The sequence below is a fragment of the Chitinophaga sp. W2I13 genome (assembly GCF_050434005.1).
Lineage (GTDB): Bacteria > Bacteroidota > Bacteroidia > Chitinophagales > Chitinophagaceae > Chitinophaga.
Map to the genome: position 1 here is coordinate 3,054,943 of NZ_JBNPWD010000001.1, position 17,710 is coordinate 3,072,652.

The 17,710-nt window shown below is 42.8% G+C and carries 12 protein-coding genes; 11 read left to right on the forward strand and 1 reads right to left on the reverse strand.

The genetic code is table 11. From position 1 onward, the window contains the following. Positions 1 to 34: 34 nt before the first annotated feature. The 8 genes from QFZ48_RS12570 (at position 35) to QFZ48_RS12605 (ending at position 11,980) form a co-directional block, all read left to right on the forward strand. Positions 35 to 1,117 (forward strand): PA0069 family radical SAM protein, encoded by a 1,083-nt coding sequence (locus tag QFZ48_RS12570; protein ID WP_429042553.1) that lies wholly within the window; start codon positions 35 to 37, stop codon positions 1,115 to 1,117. Between the two features lie 580 nt (positions 1,118 to 1,697). After that, positions 1,698 to 2,264, forward strand: a complete 567-nt coding sequence (locus QFZ48_RS12575; protein WP_200817306.1) for a DinB family protein — start codon at positions 1,698 to 1,700, stop codon at positions 2,262 to 2,264. 139 nt (positions 2,265 to 2,403) lie between these two features. Continuing rightward, a complete protein-coding gene (locus tag QFZ48_RS12580; protein ID WP_429062487.1) occupies positions 2,404 to 4,287 on the forward strand; it encodes a transglutaminase domain-containing protein in 1,884 nt (627 codons plus the stop codon). A gap of 17 nt (positions 4,288 to 4,304) precedes the next feature. Then, entirely contained in the window at positions 4,305 to 6,545 is a 2,241-nt protein-coding gene (locus QFZ48_RS12585) for a DUF3857 domain-containing protein (protein WP_429062490.1), read from the forward strand. Between the two features lie 677 nt (positions 6,546 to 7,222). Further along, positions 7,223 to 8,287, forward strand: coding sequence for an AAA family ATPase (locus QFZ48_RS12590; protein ID WP_370908574.1), 1,065 nt, complete (start codon positions 7,223 to 7,225; stop codon positions 8,285 to 8,287). Between the two features lie 127 nt (positions 8,288 to 8,414). Then, positions 8,415 to 9,119, forward strand: a complete 705-nt coding sequence (locus tag QFZ48_RS12595) for a hypothetical protein (protein ID WP_429042547.1) — start codon at positions 8,415 to 8,417, stop codon at positions 9,117 to 9,119. An 11-nt stretch (positions 9,120 to 9,130) separates the two neighbouring features. Next, the gene (locus tag QFZ48_RS12600) at positions 9,131 to 10,543 is read left to right on the forward strand and encodes an RtcB family protein (RefSeq protein ID WP_429062493.1); all 1,413 of its coding nucleotides are present in this window, start codon (positions 9,131 to 9,133) and stop codon (positions 10,541 to 10,543) included. A 219-nt stretch (positions 10,544 to 10,762) separates the two neighbouring features. Beyond that, positions 10,763 to 11,980 (forward strand): sterol desaturase family protein, encoded by a 1,218-nt coding sequence (locus QFZ48_RS12605; protein WP_429042543.1) that lies wholly within the window; start codon positions 10,763 to 10,765, stop codon positions 11,978 to 11,980. 62 nt (positions 11,981 to 12,042) lie between these two features. Here the strand turns inward: QFZ48_RS12605 and QFZ48_RS12610 are convergent, their stop codons facing one another. After that, entirely contained in the window at positions 12,043 to 12,543 is a 501-nt protein-coding gene (locus QFZ48_RS12610) for an RNA polymerase sigma factor (protein WP_370908570.1), read from the reverse strand. 516 nt (positions 12,544 to 13,059) lie between these two features. Between QFZ48_RS12610 and QFZ48_RS12615 the strand changes: the two genes are divergently transcribed. Genes QFZ48_RS12615 through QFZ48_RS12625 form a run of 3 tightly spaced genes read left to right on the forward strand, consistent with a single transcriptional unit; the run spans position 13,060 to position 17,702 of the window. Next, complete coding sequence (locus QFZ48_RS12615; protein ID WP_429042540.1) at positions 13,060 to 15,528, forward strand: SLBB domain-containing protein; 2,469 nt, start codon at positions 13,060 to 13,062, stop codon at positions 15,526 to 15,528. Positions 15,529 to 15,569: 41 nt separating this feature from the next. After that, positions 15,570 to 16,655, forward strand: coding sequence for a lipopolysaccharide biosynthesis protein (locus QFZ48_RS12620; RefSeq protein WP_370908568.1), 1,086 nt, complete (start codon positions 15,570 to 15,572; stop codon positions 16,653 to 16,655). A 48-nt stretch (positions 16,656 to 16,703) separates the two neighbouring features. Continuing rightward, positions 16,704 to 17,702, forward strand: coding sequence for an NAD-dependent 4,6-dehydratase LegB (locus tag QFZ48_RS12625; protein WP_429042536.1), 999 nt, complete (start codon positions 16,704 to 16,706; stop codon positions 17,700 to 17,702). Positions 17,703 to 17,710 lie beyond the last annotated feature (8 nt).

Sequence of the window (17,710 nt, forward strand, 5' to 3'; positions counted from 1 at the left end):
AATATTTTAGTATTTTTACTAAAATATTTAGTCTATGACTTTGCCATTCCAGGAGGGCGCACCGGAAAATCCATACTATAAAGGGCGCGGAGCACAGATTAATCCCAAGAATAAATACCTGGCAGATGAATATGCGCAGGAGCATGCCGAAGGCATTGATGAATGGTGGCAGGCAGATGTACCTACCCAGGTGTTCGAGGAACATGCGAAAAATCTCGTGAATAAGGTGGACAGTCCGGATGTGGGGATGTGGTATTCCATGAACCCCTACCAGGGCTGCGAACATGGCTGCATTTACTGTTATGCCCGTAACTCCCACCAGTATTGGGGTTTGAGCGCGGGTTTGGATTTTGAAAGAAAGATTATTGTAAAACATAACGCCCCGGAACTGCTGCGCAGGTTCCTGGATAATAAAAAGTGGGACCCCAAGCCGATTTCCCTTTCGGGGAATACGGACTGCTATCAGCCGGTAGAACGCAAGATGTGGCTTACCCGGCAGTTGCTGGAGGTGGCGCTGGAATACAAACAGCCCATAGGGATCATTACTAAAAACTCGCTGGTATTACGGGATCGTTACCTGTTACAGCAGCTGGCACAGGATAACCTGGTATGCGTGTACCTGTCTATCACCACGTTGCAGGAAGACCTGCGGCAGAAAATGGAGCCCCGTACCGCTACGGCGGCGCAACGGCTAAAGGTGGTGAAGGAGCTGAGTGATCTTGGGATACCCGTTGGCGTTATGACGGCCCCGCTCATCCCGGGACTCAATGACCATGAAATTCCCCGCCTGCTGGAAGCTGCAGCAGCCAATGGCGCTAAATATGCAGGGTATACGGTAGTGCGGCTCAACGATGCGGTGAAGATCATTTTCAACGACTGGCTCTATAAAAACTTCCCCGACCGGGCAGATAAAGTATGGCACCATATAGAAAGTATGCACGGGGGAAAGGTGAATGACAGCGACTTTGGACGGAGAATGAGGGGAGAAGGCAACATTGCGGACCTCATAAAGCAGCAGTTTAAAATTCATACAAAGAAGAATGGCTTGAACCAGGAACGCTTCGAATTCAATACAGCAGCCTTCCGCCGGCCGAATTCACAATTAAGCCTGTTCTGATTATCAATGATATGTAGTTGCACTTTAAACTAATTGTTAAGTCTGGGAAAAAAGTAGGGTGTTTTTTTGTGTAATAAAAAAAATAAAAATTACCTTTGCTTCAAGAACAAAAATAACTGTGCAACTTATATCAACATACGAGATTTCAGCGATGGCCTGCCAACACAAGCAGGTCAAGGCCAGAATGCGGGCATGTTGCACCGATTGTTAACGAACGAAAAGTTATCAAACGATATAAACAAGAGTCCCGCACTAGAGAAAAGTGTGGGACTTTTTGCTTTTGAAGCAGTAATGAAATGACGACATTGAAAGAATTTCAAGCGATAACTGTAATGCAAGAAAAATGCGCCTCATGGCGTAAACGGAATGGCTTTGCCTTAAAAAAGCCATACGGACAAGGTATGCGATAATGTGAGATAACCCCTCTACATTATTTATCCCGGTCCGTAAATACGGCCGGGTTTTTTTGTGGCCAAATCCGGCATAAAAATGGCAAACAAAATATTTATTCAAAGATGTTATGCGCTAACCCGTTTGATTAGCAAAGAAGTAAAGTGCATAATCCCAAAAACGTTAGATGATGAGAAACGTTATTCAAGTTGTAAGAGAGGCCTTACTCACCAATTTCAGGGAGTTGGATCAGTGGTTTGAGAAAGAACCGGCATTACTGGATTTCAAACCAGACCGTGATCAATGGAGCATACGGGAAGTACTGGAGCATATTACGCTCACCAATTACTTTTTGCTGCTGATCATCAATAAGAGTACCCGCCGGGCGCTGGAACGTAAGAAAACCGGCCACTCCGTGATACTCCCGGCAGATTATGCCAATAAATTAGAACAAATAGATGTCATCGGCAGCAAATCCTTTGGTTGGGTAAGACCTGAACATATGGAACCTACCGGACTTAAAAATATGCAGGAAGTAAAAGCCCTCCTGAAGCAACAGTATGCACAGTGCATGTACAACCTGTCTTTACTGAAAAACGGTGAAGGAGTGCTGGTGTTCACTAACATGTCTGTAAATCAACTGGGCAAGCTGGACATCTATCAGTATATCTATTTCCTCACCAAGCATATCGAACGGCATATCCGTCAGATGCAGCGCCTTCAGAAGGAATTCGAAGAAAGCGCGGTGTTAATATAACTTAGGTCGACCACCACCATCTGTTTTTGTTAATCCTGATCATAACTACAGCCGGAAGTTTATCACTTCCGGCTTTTTAGTGCTTATTTATTAAAAATATATTTTACATTTATATATTACTGCTAACCAGTAACCTTTTATGACCCGGAATCCCCGATACCTATGCCTGCTGATAGCATTGCTATGCACTGCATACACGTCTTATGCATTCTCTGAAGAAGATAAGAACGTTACCATCACCAGCCAGAAAGAACGCTATGAATTTGAAACAGGAGATAAAGAGAATCCTGTTAACATCCGGCAAACGGCTGCTATCACCTGGCGCTGCAATCAGTTCCGTACCACCGTTCCATTTGTGGAGTTTTACGACGACCGAAGCCGGATCGACGAAGTACGCGCCTTTGTAAATGGTAAACGCGCCAAGCTGCTCAAACCCACCTTTCAGAACTATACCATCGATGATATATTTTATTCTGACGCAAAGGTGTGTACAATGGTGGTGCCGTTGGAAAAAAGCAACGCAGAAAGCAGCGTGGAACTGGAAAAAACAATCCTCGACCCCCGCTATTTCTCTGCTATCTATTTCTCCAATTCATATCCAACAGACTTCAAAGAGATAGAAGTGGTGATTCCCCGCTGGATGAAGGCTGAAATCAGGGAAATGAACTTTGATCACTTCACGATAAAAAAAGAGGTGACATACGACGCCAAACGGGATGCGGATGTATACAGTTATACCGCACTGCATCTGCCGGCAAGGGTGGGCGAGAAAAACGCCCCTGGCCCTTCCTACGTATATCCACACCTGTTGGTACTCAGCAAATATGCCGACCTGAAAACGGGCAGGGTGAATTATTTTAATAAAACCGCAGACCTCTATGCCTGGTACCGCAGTTTGGTGAAAGAGATTGGGGATGATGAAACCATATTGAAAGCCAAAGCACTGGAAATTACGCAAGGTATTTCAACAGACACCGGCAAAATAAATGCTGTTTATTACTGGGTGCAGGATAATATCCGGTATATCGCTTTTGAAGATGGTATTGCCGGCTTCAAACCTGAAAAGGCCCAGAACGTGCTGCAGCATAAATACGGCGATTGTAAAGGAATGGCCAACCTTACCCGCGGGTTATTAAAATCACTTGGTTTCGATGCCCGCCTGTGCTGGATCGGTACAGATCATATTGCCTACGACTACGCTATCCCTTCTCTCGCGGTAGATAATCACATGATTTGCGCACTGAACTATAAAGGGAAACGGTACTTCCTGGATGCCACCGAAACTTATATTGGAGTGGACCAGTATGCACAACGCATTCAGGGCCGGGAAGTGATGATTGAAGATGGGGACGCGTATATCATTGACCGTGTGCCGCAACGTACCTGGCAGCAAAATTCTGCCGTGGAAAAACGGTTACTGCATATCGATGGTACCGCCTTAGCAGGTAAAGTACAGCAGCAGTGGGATGGCGAAAGTAAAGAGTTCCTGCTTTCCCAGGTGCATGGCATTAAGAAAGAAAAATTGCAGAATGCCCTGGTAATGTATCTCGCCGAAGATAACGGCAAATATCAGATCAATCATCTCAAAACATCAGATATCCGGAGTTGGGATAAACAAATGGATATTCAGTATGAACTGCAATACAAGGAAGCCATTACAGGCTTTGGGGACGATTTATACGCAGAACTGGATTTCAGGAAGGAGTTTTCCGGGTATACCATCGATACCGCCAAAAGGCAACAGGACATGCTGTTTCCATTCAAACAGCATGTAGTCAATGAAACCATCCTGGACGTGCCGGCCGGCTACAAAGTGGGCGATCTTCCCGGAGATCTGAAAATAGACCGCGAGGGATATTCCTTTGATATTTCTTACAAACTGGCGGGAGGGAAAATCACTTACCATAAAGAATTAATTATCAAAAATACCTGGTTGCCCAAATCAGGGTTCCGTCAGTGGAACGTGGATATAAAGGCGCTTGATAAAGCCTATCTCCAACAAATCACCTTCAATAAAAAGTAACATTCATTCCTTATACCATGAGAGTAAAATTTTTATTTTATACACTAATTGCCTTCTTATTTCATCCATGTGTTTTTGCCCAGAAGGCCAAAGATATACGCGAGTATAAAGAACGTGCGGACGCAGTAAGGCAGGAAGTATGGAACTGGGATATTCCCGCTTTTAAAAAAGTGCCGGCTTTACCGGCAGATGATAAATCATCTGCCGTTGTAATTGCGCGCCACATGGACCTGAAAGCCTCCAGCAGCAGGAAAATTAAATATATTGGTATTGGATTCAAAGTACAGAAAGATATTTTTTATAGCAGTACCGCGCGTGAAATGGTAAAGCTGAATGATAAAGCAGCGCTGGACGAATATTCGCAGTTTAGCTTTTCAAAGTTCCGCAGCCTTAATTCGTATTTCCATAAAGGATTAGCCACTACCATTGTTGGGGTGCGTATTATAAAACCGGATGGCGCCATCAAAGAAGTGAACGTGGATGAAGAGCAGGTAAATGAAGAGGAAGGCAAACAACAGAAAAGCAAATTGGCGATCCCTGATCTTCAGGTAGGTGATGTGATTGATTATTTTGTAAGAGTGGAAGAACTGAAAGACATCAATAGCCCCGTAGATGCACAAACATTCGTACTGGGAGATGATAAGCCCATTATGCAGTATTCTGTACACTGTGAGATCAGCGATAAGTACTTTGTGAGATACCGCACGGCCAATGGCGCACCTGATTTTAAAGTAAAGAAAGATGACGATGGAGCCGTGTTCGATCTCCTGGTAAAAAATATTCCAAGTTTGCCGGTAGATCTCTGGATGTCGCCTTACCGCCAGATTCCTATGATCCGTATGGATATCCTGTTTGGCACCCGTTTGGAAGAAGGACAAAAAGCAGGTGAAATAAGACATAATCCTGTTCCCGCGGAAGCGAAAGATGTGGCCATAAAAAAACTGGTAGCGGATGTTATGCCGTTCTGGATGGCCAGCGGCGGTTTGAAGAATGGGGTGAAAGATCTGATGAAGCAATACAAGAGTGAAAATGGGAAGAAGGTACCGGAAGACAGTCTTGCCAGTTATATATATTATGCCTTCCGTTATCTCGCCTTCTATAAAGTGGAAGAGAAGGATAAAATTGTAGTCGGACAGGACCGGAACAATGCAATACCCGATAATAAAAAATTTCTGCAATTTCTGCATGAAGTATTCCGTGGTCTGGATGTTCGTGCTGAATTTGTATTGGTAACCTCCCGTTATGGTCCGGGGCAGGCAGAGTTGCTTAATTCGGAGGATTATGAATATATGCTGAGAACACAATCCGCTAAACCATTGTTTATGAGTGCCGACGGCGTATTTACGAACTGTAATTATGTGCCGGCGGAATATGAAGGACAGGACGCGCCGATCGTTGATCTGAAAAACTATGGTCAGTTTAAAGGTAAAAGGGACGTGCCTCCCGGCGTTGAAGTAAAGCTGAAAGAAACTACAGCAGATGAAAATACGCAGATAGAGCAGATGAAGATTTCCCTGAATGAAGATATGCAGCTCGTAAATATTAACCGGCACACGGTACTGAAAGGCAACCTGCGCCAGGGCGAGCAGAAGCGCTTATTGCTGTTTGAAGATTATTATGAAGAAGAGAGAAAAGCGCTGGGCGTTCGTAAATCTATTTTTGAGCAGTTTAGCGATACCCGTGGTAAAAATACATTACCCAATGAATATAAGAATGCTTTTGCTAAAGCCCGTGAAGAGCAGAAGGATCATTTTAATGAAGAGATCAAAGACCAGTTTGATGTTGCCGCTAAAGAACTGCAGTTTTACAATATTGAGAAGATGGGCTTGCACCACACCGACCCCGACTTCGTGTATAACACGAAGTTTACGCTGGAAGGCCTGGTGAAGCGGGCGGGTAACAACTACATCCTGGAGGCCGGCAAGCTGATTGGCAGCCAATTGAAAGTGAAGCCTGAACAGCGCGACAGAAAAGTGGACATCTACCAGCCGTTTGCACGCAGCTTTGAATATGATATAGAGCTGGCTATTCCGGAAGGATACAGCCTGGAAGGTGCAGATAAACTGAACAGGAAGGTTGATAACGAATGTGGTTCTTTTACCGTGAAGGCCGCGGTGGAAGCAGATAAATTGAAGTTGCATATCAGGAAAGTGTACAAGAATAGTTTTGTACCAGTGGCCAAATGGGGAAACCTGCTCCAGGTCATTGATGCAGCCTCAGATTTTGAAAATCAGAAAGTGCTGTTTAAGAAAGCATAAATAAAATAGTTGAAAATATTTTGTTAAAAATTTGCAAATTCAAAATATATCCTGTTATCTTTGCGTCATTAAAATTGATAATAAAAGAAACTTATAAACATGAAACGCATTAATCTATATATGGACAACGCAACACCTTGCTCAGAGCAAGATGGCAGCGGATTCCGGGCGTTTTATGATTACAGGTAGATAAAAAATATTTGTAAGTATAACAGCATCCCGGGTCCTTGGATCCGGGCTTTTTTGTTATCGATTTATTGGAATGATGAATTTACCGGGAATGACAGAACGGATTCAAATCCGCCGCAGTAAATGGTTTAGAGATAGCATTAATTCAATTAATGCTAAACGGACGAGGTATGTCTTGACGTAGTGTATACGTTAACGTTATATGACCCGGTCCGTTCTAAACAGACCGGGTTTTTTTATGCGGCAGTATAAAGATTATTTGAGGAGGTACATAAAAAACAGGCAGGCGGAGTAATCCTGCTCCGCTTTCATCTCCTTTTTAAGATATTTTTTTTCGTCTCTGTTTGCATTTTTAACCCCTTATCATCAGGTTATCAGAAGGATAACCTGTAATTTACCCCATGATAAATACGATTTACCCGGGCCCGGCCTGGTCCCGGGAAATCTTTATCATCAGGACAACATCACATTAAAGAGAACAAGCAGCTATGAAGCAGATAGTTAATAATAATATAGATATCACAGATGGTGAACATTTTGATCCGAAGGGAGTGTATACCGTTCATTTTAGTGCTATCCCCGATATCAATAACATTTACGAAGTAGATGGTGATAAAGCCGCCGCAGCCTTTGCCAAGAAATATGAAAGTATTATTGTTCATACGCACCGCTATACCGATTATGACAACAAGAAGAAAAAGTATAAGCATAATCAAACGCTGTTTGTATTAAGTAATAACAGCGTGGTAGCGTTCTGGCAATCGTGGTGCGAGATATTGCATAATGGTACTATCCCAGCCTTTGTATCGGAAGTAACGGAAACGGTTACACGATATAAAGAAAAGCAACGCAGGGAACCGCATGAAATTAACCTGATCACCAGCGGACGTAAAGGACTGGAGCTGAAAAGCCTGGAAATAAAACGTACCAAGCTGGATATAGGTATGTTTTATGAAGATGATTTTAAAGAGATAGATAAGGTAATCCAGCAGCGGCTGAAGAAGGATAAAGACAAGGGGATCGTATTGCTGCATGGCTTGCCGGGAACAGGTAAAACTACTTATCTGCGTTACCTGATTGGCCGGATAAAGAAGCGGGTGCTTTTTGTTTCGCCGGACCTGGCAAACAACATTATGAATCCTGAGTTCATGGAACTGCTGATCGATAATCCTAATTGTGTAGTGATCATTGAAGATGCTGAAAATGTAATTATGGATCGTAAGTTTTCCGGTAACTCATCTGTTTCAAATTTGTTGAACCTGTCGGATGGATTATTGGCAGATTGTTTGAATATACAGCTGGTTTGTTCTTTCAACAGCGACTTATCCGCTATCGACAATGCGTTGCTGCGTAAAGGCAGACTGATTGCAAAGTACGAGTTCAAACGGCTGCCGGTGGCTAAGGCACAGGCATTATCAAAGCACATGGGTTTTGATACGGTGATCAATAAGGCAATGACTATTGCAGAAATTGCCAATCAGCATGAACCCTCTTTTGAAACAAAACAACATGTGATCGGGTTCAGGCGGGAAATGCTGGAAGAGATCGCGTAAATAGTATTTATTCATCTTGAAAAATTAATAAAAATGAAAAAAAATCAATTGTCCATATATATCAGCGGAGTAAACAATATTGAACATTTAATGACTGATGATGGACAATCAGGAAATCGAAAATTATATGGCAGCCTCACGGATAAGAACGTGCAGGCGCAGGAAGCGCGATGCGCTTAAACAATACGACAAGCAGTTATTGCAATACAGCAGAAGGCGGAAGGAATTGCGGCAGGCATGGAATCAACGTGGTTATACGGAGCTGGATCCGCCGGTAATGAAAGGTTACAAGCGGTACTTTGTTTTACGGGAAGATGTGGCCAGGAGCCGCGATGGTGAGTTTTTCCAGGAGCTGTTGAAAAAGATCAATACGTATGATTATAGTCACCGGAAAGATTTTAAAGTAAAGAAGCGACAGAGAGGAAGGAAGATACATGTGCTGAGGGAGCAACATTTACTGCAACCGGTGGCTTATCATTTTAAGAAGATGAAACTCTCCCCAAAAGAGATCAACTGTTTTGAAGAACGGGTCCGTTATTGTAAGAACGGTATTGATCAGATAAAGTATTTTGTTGTAAAAGAACCCTGGCGATTTGTGTTGCAGGTACGCCCCAATATGATCACCAAACAGCGGGTAGCAGCGCCCGAACTGCAATCAGAGATGGACCGGTTGGATGACTTTCTGAAGCAGCATCAATTGGAACACAGGATATGGAGCCTTACGAGGAGCCAGCAATCCAGCCGGAGAAAATGGTTACCGGAGTATAAGAAGAAATATCAATTTAAGCAATTTACCCTGCAGCAGCTGTTACAGGAAGAATGGTACGAATAAATTAACCCTTTATGTCAAGTTTAAAAATCAATGGTAAAAAATTACTGGAGATAGGTTACCCCCAAACTCCTGTTTTCCGTATAGCCATGAATGTTATAGAACAACATTATGGACACTTAACGGAAGAAGCAGCAATTGAATTATTAACCAAGGTATTGGCGGATCCTGCTGCCTATGCAGAGGATGCGGCACTGGGCGAAATAGCCCGTGAACTACTGGTGCCAGCAGCGCCGGCGGTGATTGCCTTGCGTGAAACGCCGGTACCTTATTCCGTTTACGGGGAGTCCTATATAGAGGAGGGCGCGGTGAAGCAATTAAATAACGCGGTTCGTTTGCCCGTTGCCGTTGCCGGTTCGTTGATGCCTGATGCCCACCAGGGATACGGGTTACCGATAGGTGGTGTGTTGGCGGCGGATAATGCAGTGATACCGTATGGAGTGGGCGTGGATATTGGTTGCCGTATGTGTTTGAGTGTATTGGATTTGCCGGTGCAAACGTTGTTAATGAATGAAACATCGTATGCTAAGCAGCTGATGACTTTCACAAAATTCGGAGCCGGTGCAGAGTGGAAAAAGCGGGAGGCGGACCCGGTGCTGGAGAGAAGTGAATTTAAGGAGATAAAGTTTGTCAGAAACCTGTTTGATAAAGCGGCGGGGCAGCTTGGAACCTCCGGATCCGGTAACCATTTCGTGGAATGGGGAATTGCCACAATTACGGATCCGGAGAATGAATGGCAGCTGGCGCCTGGTGAGTATGTGGCATTGCTGTCGCACTCCGGTTCACGTGGAATGGGTGCGCAGATAGCGGGGCACTACACCCAGCTTGCCAAAGAGATCTGCCCGTTGCCCGAACATGCAAAGCACCTGGCTTACCTGGACCTGGATACAGCGGAAGGGCAGGAGTATTGGCTGGCGATGAACCTGGCGGGTGACTATGCGTCTGCCTGTCACCACCTAATTCATAAGCGGTTGATTGCCGCTACGGGCGCCACTTTGCTGGCGAGGGTGGAGAATCATCATAATTTTGCCTGGAAAGAAATATACCGGGGAAAAGAGGTGATTGTGCACCGGAAAGGGGCTACGCCGGCAGGTAAAGGAGTACTGGGTGTAATCCCGGGATCCATGACAGCGCCCGGATTTATTGTGCGTGGAAAGGGTGAAGAGGAAAGTTTACAATCTGCATCGCATGGCGCCGGAAGGCTCATGTCGCGTACACGGGCAAAGTCATCTATCACTGAACAGGTGTTAAGGCAACAATTGCAGGAACATGGTGTAACACTGATTGGAGGTGGTTTGGATGAGGCGCCGGGTGCGTATAAGAATATTGATACGGTGATGGCGGCGCAAACAGCGCTGGTGGAAGTAATTGGCCGGTTTGTACCGAAGGTGGTAAGGATGGCTGATGGCGGACCTCCGGAGGACTGATAAAAATATATGCAATGAAGCGAAGGCGGATAACGACGAAAGTTGTTTCCGCCTTTCGTTTTTATTAGTCTATTAAAATAGTAGGATAATTAAATTTTATTCCTTATCATTGTGGTAATTTACCACCACCAGTTTTACCAGTTAAACCTATGCATGGGCTGGCACCGTGTATTAGCCTATGTCTTACTATTTGGATTTCCGGATTTAAAATTATATCAAGTGCATTTAAACTACCTGGCATTGGCAGTTCCTTTTTTCCTGACTTTTATTGGGTTAGAATACCTGGTGGCGCGAAAAAACGGAAAGACTTATTTCAAGTTTAATGATTCTATTACCAACTTGAGTGTGGGTATTGCGGAGCGCTTACTGGATACTTTTACAGTAGGGCTTTTTTATTTTGTATACGACTACTTGTATCGTCATTTTGCCATTTTTGATATTAAATCCAGTGTGTTGTTATGGGTGGCGTTGTTGATCTGTACAGATTTTATCTGGTACTGGTATCACCGGTTGGCGCATGAAGTTACCGTGTTCTGGTGCGCGCATGTGGTGCATCACCAGAGTGAAGAGTTTAATTATACGGTATCTGCGCGGATTACAGTGTTCCAGGCGTTCATACGTACGGGTTTCTGGGCTATACTTCCTGTAATCGGTTTTCCTCCGGCTATGATTACCAGTATGCTCCTGGTGCATGGACTGTATCCATTTTTTATTCACACGCGTACCATTGGGAAGTTGGGGATACTGGAATATATATTGGTAACGCCTTCGCATCACCGGGTGCATCACGCGAGTAACCCCCAGTATCTTGATAAAAATTATGGTGATGTATTTATAATATGGGATAAGTTATTTGGCACTTTTGTAAAAGAAGAAGAAGAGCCGGTGTATGGTTTAACCAAGCCACTGGAAAGCAATAGTTTTTTGTGGCAGCATTTCCATTTTATCCTGGAGATGTTGTATTCTGCCCGGGAGGCCAAGGGCTGGCGGAATAAGCTGCGCGTGGTTTTTGGTAAACCGGACAATGTAGATCCGGGGGCGCGGAAGATCCTGGAGGAAAAGTTCCTGCTGCGTAATCCCCATATCACGGAGGCGCCTAAACTGTTTAATTATGTTTTGTGGCAAATTGTGGCCACATTGGTTGTATTGTTTTCCTTTCTGTTGCTGGAGCACTATGTGCCGGTATTTATACAGGTATGTGTAGCGCTGCTCATCCTGCTTACGCTGATTAACTGCGGCGCTATTATGGAGCAGAAGAAATGGGTGTTTTACCTGGAGTATGCGCGTTACCTGGTATTGTGCCTGGCAGGTTATTATTGCTGGCCTCATCCTGCATTTCTCTGTGCAGCTGCTATTATTATGATTACTGCTTTTTATTTCCAGTCGCACCTCAAGGAGCATTACCTGCGCCTGGTGTACGGTTATCCCCGTTCATAGCAATGCTTATCCGGCGTTTGGGCCGGACGGATGCGTGTGGGATTTTCGGTAAGGGTAAGGGATTATTGTCTTGGAACCTGTGATTTGAGAATTTTGCGGGCGAAATGTATTCTGCTTTTAATGGTGCCCAATGGTTCTTGCAGCATATTTGCAATCTCGAAATATTTGTAACCCTCGTAGTAAAGCATAAAGGGTTTTTTGAAGATGCCCGGCAGATGGTAAACTGCCACATGGATATCTTTCATCTGTAAGTTAGAGGCCGCTTTATTGCTGACGATGTTCTCATGATGGTTTATAAAGAATTCACTGGCACTTGGTTCTGCGACGGTGCGATGTTTTAATTTTTTCCGGTAATGATTTATAAAGATATTCCGCATGATGGTGAATAGCCAGGCGCGGATGTTTGTGCCTTCCAGGTATTTTTCCCGGTTGGACAGGGCTCTGAAAAGCGTTTCCTGGTAAAGATCTTTTGCCTGTTCGGCATCTTTGGTGAGGGTAAAAGCAAAGGGTTTCAGGAAATCAGCGTTTCCGACAAGCAAGGTGTTAAATTCAACAGACGACATAATGTTTAAGTTTTGCCTTAACTAATTTAAACAAGAAAACAGGGTAAATAGTTTTCAAAGGATACCGCGGGGCGGTTAATACATGATTTTTCCGTTATATTTTATTGATTATCAAGCAATTTGTCTTATGCCTAATATTTAGATCGGTAAAACAGCTGGTAGTTTAAGTAGTGATCCAAATTTTCTCAAACAGGTAAATACAGGTGACTCTCTATATGCATTAACGTAAAAGAGAGGGAAAAGGATTTGATTTATTGTATTAACAATATTTACATATTATAAATAACTTAAAATTAATAGATAGGTGATATTTGGATGCATATTTGCAGCGGGGTGTGCCCAACACCCGGGAAGATGTTTAAACGTATATCAGACAGCACATAAGGTTTTCAGGTTAAAAGTGTTAGGAACTAACATTTATATGTTATTTTTAATAGATTTGCACCTTATTTGGCCGGCGCCGGATAAGATTGTTTCCAAAAAAGGTATTCGAGAAAGTTTTAGATCCTATTATACATGTTAAGAAAAATACTGTTGGTCCAACTGTTCCTGTTTGTAGGGTTTTGTGTAATGGCACAGGTACCGTCCCCAGCTCAGATAAAACAAGTAAACGTAGATAATTTATCAGATGATCAGATCAGGCGTATCGTTGCTGAGATGAAACAGAATAATATGTCTATGGATGATATTGACTCGTATGCGGAGCAGAAAGGGGTGCCTCCGGCCGAGGCGGCGAAATTGAAAACGAGGATACAGGCAATGGGACTGGATAAATCACTGGAAAAAAAGAAAAGCGGTGAGATTTTTCAGCAGGACACGCAATATTCAGGAAGGTCATTCAATGATTCGGATACCACTCAGGTTGATTTATTCAGGCAAAATGCGAGTCCGTCGGAAATTAAACGAAAGAAGATATTTGGCGCTGAATTGTTTACAAATAAGAATCTGACTTTTGAACCTAACCTGAGAATACCAACTCCCTCTAATTACAGACTAGCTGCAGATGATCAGGTAATGATAGATGTGTATGGCTACTCTGAGGTGCAGTATAAATTGACGGTCACTTCGGAGGGGTATATCCGTGTTCCTAATCTGGGACCGGTATATGTGAATGGCCTGACAATGGATGAGGCTAAGAACAGAATAACAAAGCAGTTGTCTACAATATACTCTACTATTTCCAGTGGTAAAACCTTTGTACAGGTATCACTGGGTAACATTCGTAGTATAAGGGTGTTGCTTATAGGTGAGATTCAGCGGCCGGGAACGTACACCTTGCCGTCATTGGCTACTGTAGCCAATGCCTTGTATGTGTCGGGAGGTCCGGATGAAAATGGTTCCTTTCGAAGTATTCAGGTGATCCGTAATGGTCATGTAGCTGCAACATTTGATTTGTATGATTTTCTTACGCAAGGTGATCTCACCAATAACATTGTGTTACAGGATCAGGATATTGTGAAAGTGAATCCGTATAAGACCCGTGTTGAATTAGTCGGGGAAGTTAAGCGGCCCGCAATTTTTGAGGCAAAGGAAAATGAGACATTGCAGAATATACTGGATTATGCGGGCGGATATACAGATGGTTCATTTAAGGAGAACATAACAGGGTATCGCATTAATAATAAGGAAAGAGAGGTCATCAATGTCCCTGCTGATCAGATTGCCACGTTTAAGCTCAAGTCGGGAGATCAGTTTTTTGTAGATTCTATTTTGAACCGGTTTAGTAACCGCGTGACTATCAGCGGTGCTGTTTTTCATCCGGGAAATTATGGTTTGGAGCCAGGAATGACGGTGGCCGATTTGATTAAAAAAGCAGATGGCATAAGAGAAGAGGCTTCTTTGAACAGAGGTATTATACGGCGTTTGCAGGATGACTTTACGCCAGCTATCATTAGCTTTAATGTACAGGATATTGTCAGTGGCAAATCCAGCATTCCTATTAAGAAAGAAGACAGTGTAATTGTATTCTCTAAGCTAGATCTGAGACAGCAATATTTTGTATCAATAGGAGGTGAGGTTAACAAACCAGGGGCGTTTCCTTATGCTGATAGTATGCGGCTGGAAGATCTGATTTTGTTATCCGGAGGGCTCAGGGATGCAGCATCATTGAAACGTGTAGAAATATCAAGGAGAATCAGGAAGGGCGATTACAATGGCAAGGACAGTGCAAAGGCTATCATTAAACAATTTGATATCAATGCAGATTTGAATGCTATTGCGGGTGAACAAGTATTACTGGAGCCGTTTGACGAGGTTAGTATTCGTAAATCTCCGGTTTACAGTGAGCAGGCTAATATTTTAATTGATGGAGAAGTAGTTTATCCAGGACAATATTCCATTGTTAATAAAGGAGAACATATTTCTAATCTTATTGAGAGATCTGGAGGCCTTAAGCCGGAAGCTTTTCCTGAAGGAGCGGTATTGTTGCGTAAAACCTACATAAATGGTTCAGATTCGGCTCTGCTTACGAACAAGCTTGCTTTATTCTACAATAAGCTGGAAGACAGCTCAAGTATTAATAGCGTTAAGAGTATGATGGAGCGGAAGTATCAACTATTAGGGATTAATCTGGCAGATATCATAAAGAAGCCGGGATCGAAATATGATATTCTGTTAGAAGAGGGGGATGTATTAAAAATTCCTAAAAAATTACAAACTGTTCAATTATTTGGAGAGATTTATTTTCCGAAGAAAATTCGTTTCGATAAAGCTTATGCATTTAGGGATTATATAAGAGGAGCAGGTGGGTATACATCGGCGGCTTTGAAAAGAAGAAGTTACGTTGTATACGCAAATGGGGAAGTAAAAAGTACCAGGAAGATATTCTTCTTTAATAAGTATCCCAAAGTAAAGCCAGGTGCAGAAGTATATGTTCCGAGCAAGAGAGAGAGGAAAGGTTTATCAGGACAGGAAGTAGTTGGACTAAGTAGTGGTATTGCGTCTATTGCATTAATAATTGTTACAATCCTGACAAGAGTTAAATAAACACCGTATAAAAAACAGGAATTGCAATTAAATATAACCAAATGGAGATTTCTAATATAAATACGAATGTTAGTGATAAAAATAATGATGAAATTTCTGTCAGAGAACTTGTTATAAAATTGGGCATTTGGTGGAAATACTTCCTTAAGAACTGGTATATTATTTTGCTGTTTGGTATTTTAGGTGGAGCTACGGGATTAATATTATCGTTTATTTTAAAAACCAAATACGTCGCTGAACTTACCTTCGTTGTGGAGGACAATAGCGGCAGTCCGTTAGGAGCTTATGCCGGACTTGCCAGCCAGTTTGGGATTGATCTTGGTGGTTCGGGGAGTAATGGTGTTTTTCAGGGTGATAATATCATGACTTTTCTTAAGTCAAGGTTAATGATTGAAAAGGCTTTGCTTTCTACTGTGATGATAAATGGTAAAAAGCAAACGCTCGCTGAGAGATATATAGATTTTAATGAGCTTCGTTTAGGGTGGGCCGCCAAACCTTCGTTGAAAGGCATTTCTTTCCCACCGGGTGGCGATAGAAGACGATTTTCCCTGCTTCAGGACAGTATTCTGCAAACATTGCAGGAGTCAATTGGAAAGTCGGTATTGAAAGTAGAAAAGGTTGACAAGAAACTTAACTTTATTGTAGTCAGGAGTACAACCAGAGATGAGCTTTTCGCGAAAGCATTCACAGAGCGTTTAATGACTGAGGCAACCAATTTTTATATTGACACAAGGACACAGCGGTCCAAAACGAATGTTGACCGTTTACAGGCAGAAGCGGATTCGTTGGAAAAAATGTTGAATCGGAAAACGTATTCCGTAGCACTTGCCCAGGATATTAATATGAATCCGGCCCGTCAGGTAGCGAGTATAAATACACAACTGGCGAGTAGAGATAAAATGGTACTTGAAACAATGTATGGTGAAGTTGTCAAAAATCTTGAGTTAGGTAAAATTGCTATGGCGCAGGAAACTCCGATCATCCAGGTTATTGATACGCCCATTCTGCCGTTGAAAAAAGAAAAACTGGGAAAAACGAAGGGTGTGATTATTGGAGGTTTGATGGGTGGTTTCTTCATTGTTATTTTTCTTACGCTGAGGAAGGTACTCAAAGATATACTGGCATAATTATACTATTCAGAGTGGATTGAAATCAGGAAATAATTTAGAATAATCATGGAACTAAAGAATAAAAGGGTTTTAATAACAGGTGCAGATGGCTTTATAGGAAGTCATTTGACAGAACGTTTACTAGAAGAGGGTTGTAAAGTGAAGGCTTTTGTATATTATAACTCTTTTAATAGTTGGGGTTGGCTCGATACATTATCGCAGGATCAGCTGTCCCAACTCGAAATATTTTCAGGAGATATCCGGGATCCTAACGGTGTAAGAACCGCCATGAAAGACATTGATGTGGTGTTTCACCTGGCGGCATTAATTGCAATTCCCTTTAGTTATCATTCTCCTGACTCTTATATTGACACGAACATCAAAGGAACATTAAATATTATACAGGCGGCTAAAGATCTCAATATAGAGAGGGTACTTGTCACCTCTACCTCGGAGGTGTATGGTACTGCCCAATATATTCCTATTGATGAAAAGCATCCGAGGCAGCCGCAATCACCGTATTCCGCCTCAAAGATTGGTGCTGACTGTATTGCAGAATCGTTTTACAGGAGCTTTAATTTACCGGTAACAATTGTAAGACCCTTCAATACTTTTGGGCCGCGGCAATCGGCAAGAGCAGTAATACCAACTATTATTTCACAATTACTAAATGGTAAAACTGAAATAAGTCTGGGAGACCTTACGCCTACCAGGGATCTTTTATACGTGAAAGATACCGCAAATGGATTTATTGAGATTGCTAAAGCGGATTCCCTGATCGGACAGGATTGTAATATTGCAACTCAATCTGAAGTGAGCATCGGTGATCTTGCTGCCAATCTGGTGAAACTCCTGAATCCAGCTGCAAGAATCGTTCAGGATGAAAACAGATTGAGACCTGAAAAAAGTGAAGTGTTTCGCTTGTATGGATCCAGAGAGAAGATTAGTCAGCATACAGCCTGGAAGCAAAAGTATACATTGGAAGAAGGGCTAAAAGAAACGATCGAATGGTTTTCTATCCCTGGTAACCTCAGTAGCTATAAGGCAAACATATACAACATTTAAAGAATGGT

What these genes read in the sequence shown, in the direction of transcription:
- QFZ48_RS12625 (WP_429042536.1), top strand. Translation starts at nt 16,704, where the DNA reads ATGGAACTAAAGAATAAAAGGGTTTTAATAACAGGTGCAGATGGCTTT.
- QFZ48_RS12590 (WP_370908574.1), top strand. Translation starts at nt 7,223, where the DNA reads ATGAAGCAGATAGTTAATAATAATATAGATATCACAGATGGTGAACAT.
- QFZ48_RS12620 (WP_370908568.1), top strand. Translation starts at nt 15,570, where the DNA reads ATGGAGATTTCTAATATAAATACGAATGTTAGTGATAAAAATAATGAT.
- QFZ48_RS12580 (WP_429062487.1), top strand. Translation starts at nt 2,404, where the DNA reads ATGACCCGGAATCCCCGATACCTATGCCTGCTGATAGCATTGCTATGC.
- QFZ48_RS12570 (WP_429042553.1), top strand. Translation starts at nt 35, where the DNA reads ATGACTTTGCCATTCCAGGAGGGCGCACCGGAAAATCCATACTATAAA.
- QFZ48_RS12585 (WP_429062490.1), top strand. Translation starts at nt 4,305, where the DNA reads ATGAGAGTAAAATTTTTATTTTATACACTAATTGCCTTCTTATTTCAT.
- QFZ48_RS12615 (WP_429042540.1), top strand. Translation starts at nt 13,060, where the DNA reads ATGTTAAGAAAAATACTGTTGGTCCAACTGTTCCTGTTTGTAGGGTTT.
- QFZ48_RS12600 (WP_429062493.1), top strand. Translation starts at nt 9,131, where the DNA reads ATGTCAAGTTTAAAAATCAATGGTAAAAAATTACTGGAGATAGGTTAC.
- QFZ48_RS12595 (WP_429042547.1), top strand. Translation starts at nt 8,415, where the DNA reads ATGGCAGCCTCACGGATAAGAACGTGCAGGCGCAGGAAGCGCGATGCG.
- QFZ48_RS12575 (WP_200817306.1), top strand. Translation starts at nt 1,698, where the DNA reads ATGAGAAACGTTATTCAAGTTGTAAGAGAGGCCTTACTCACCAATTTC.
- QFZ48_RS12610 (WP_370908570.1), bottom strand. Translation starts at nt 12,543, where the DNA reads ATGTCGTCTGTTGAATTTAACACCTTGCTTGTCGGAAACGCTGATTTC.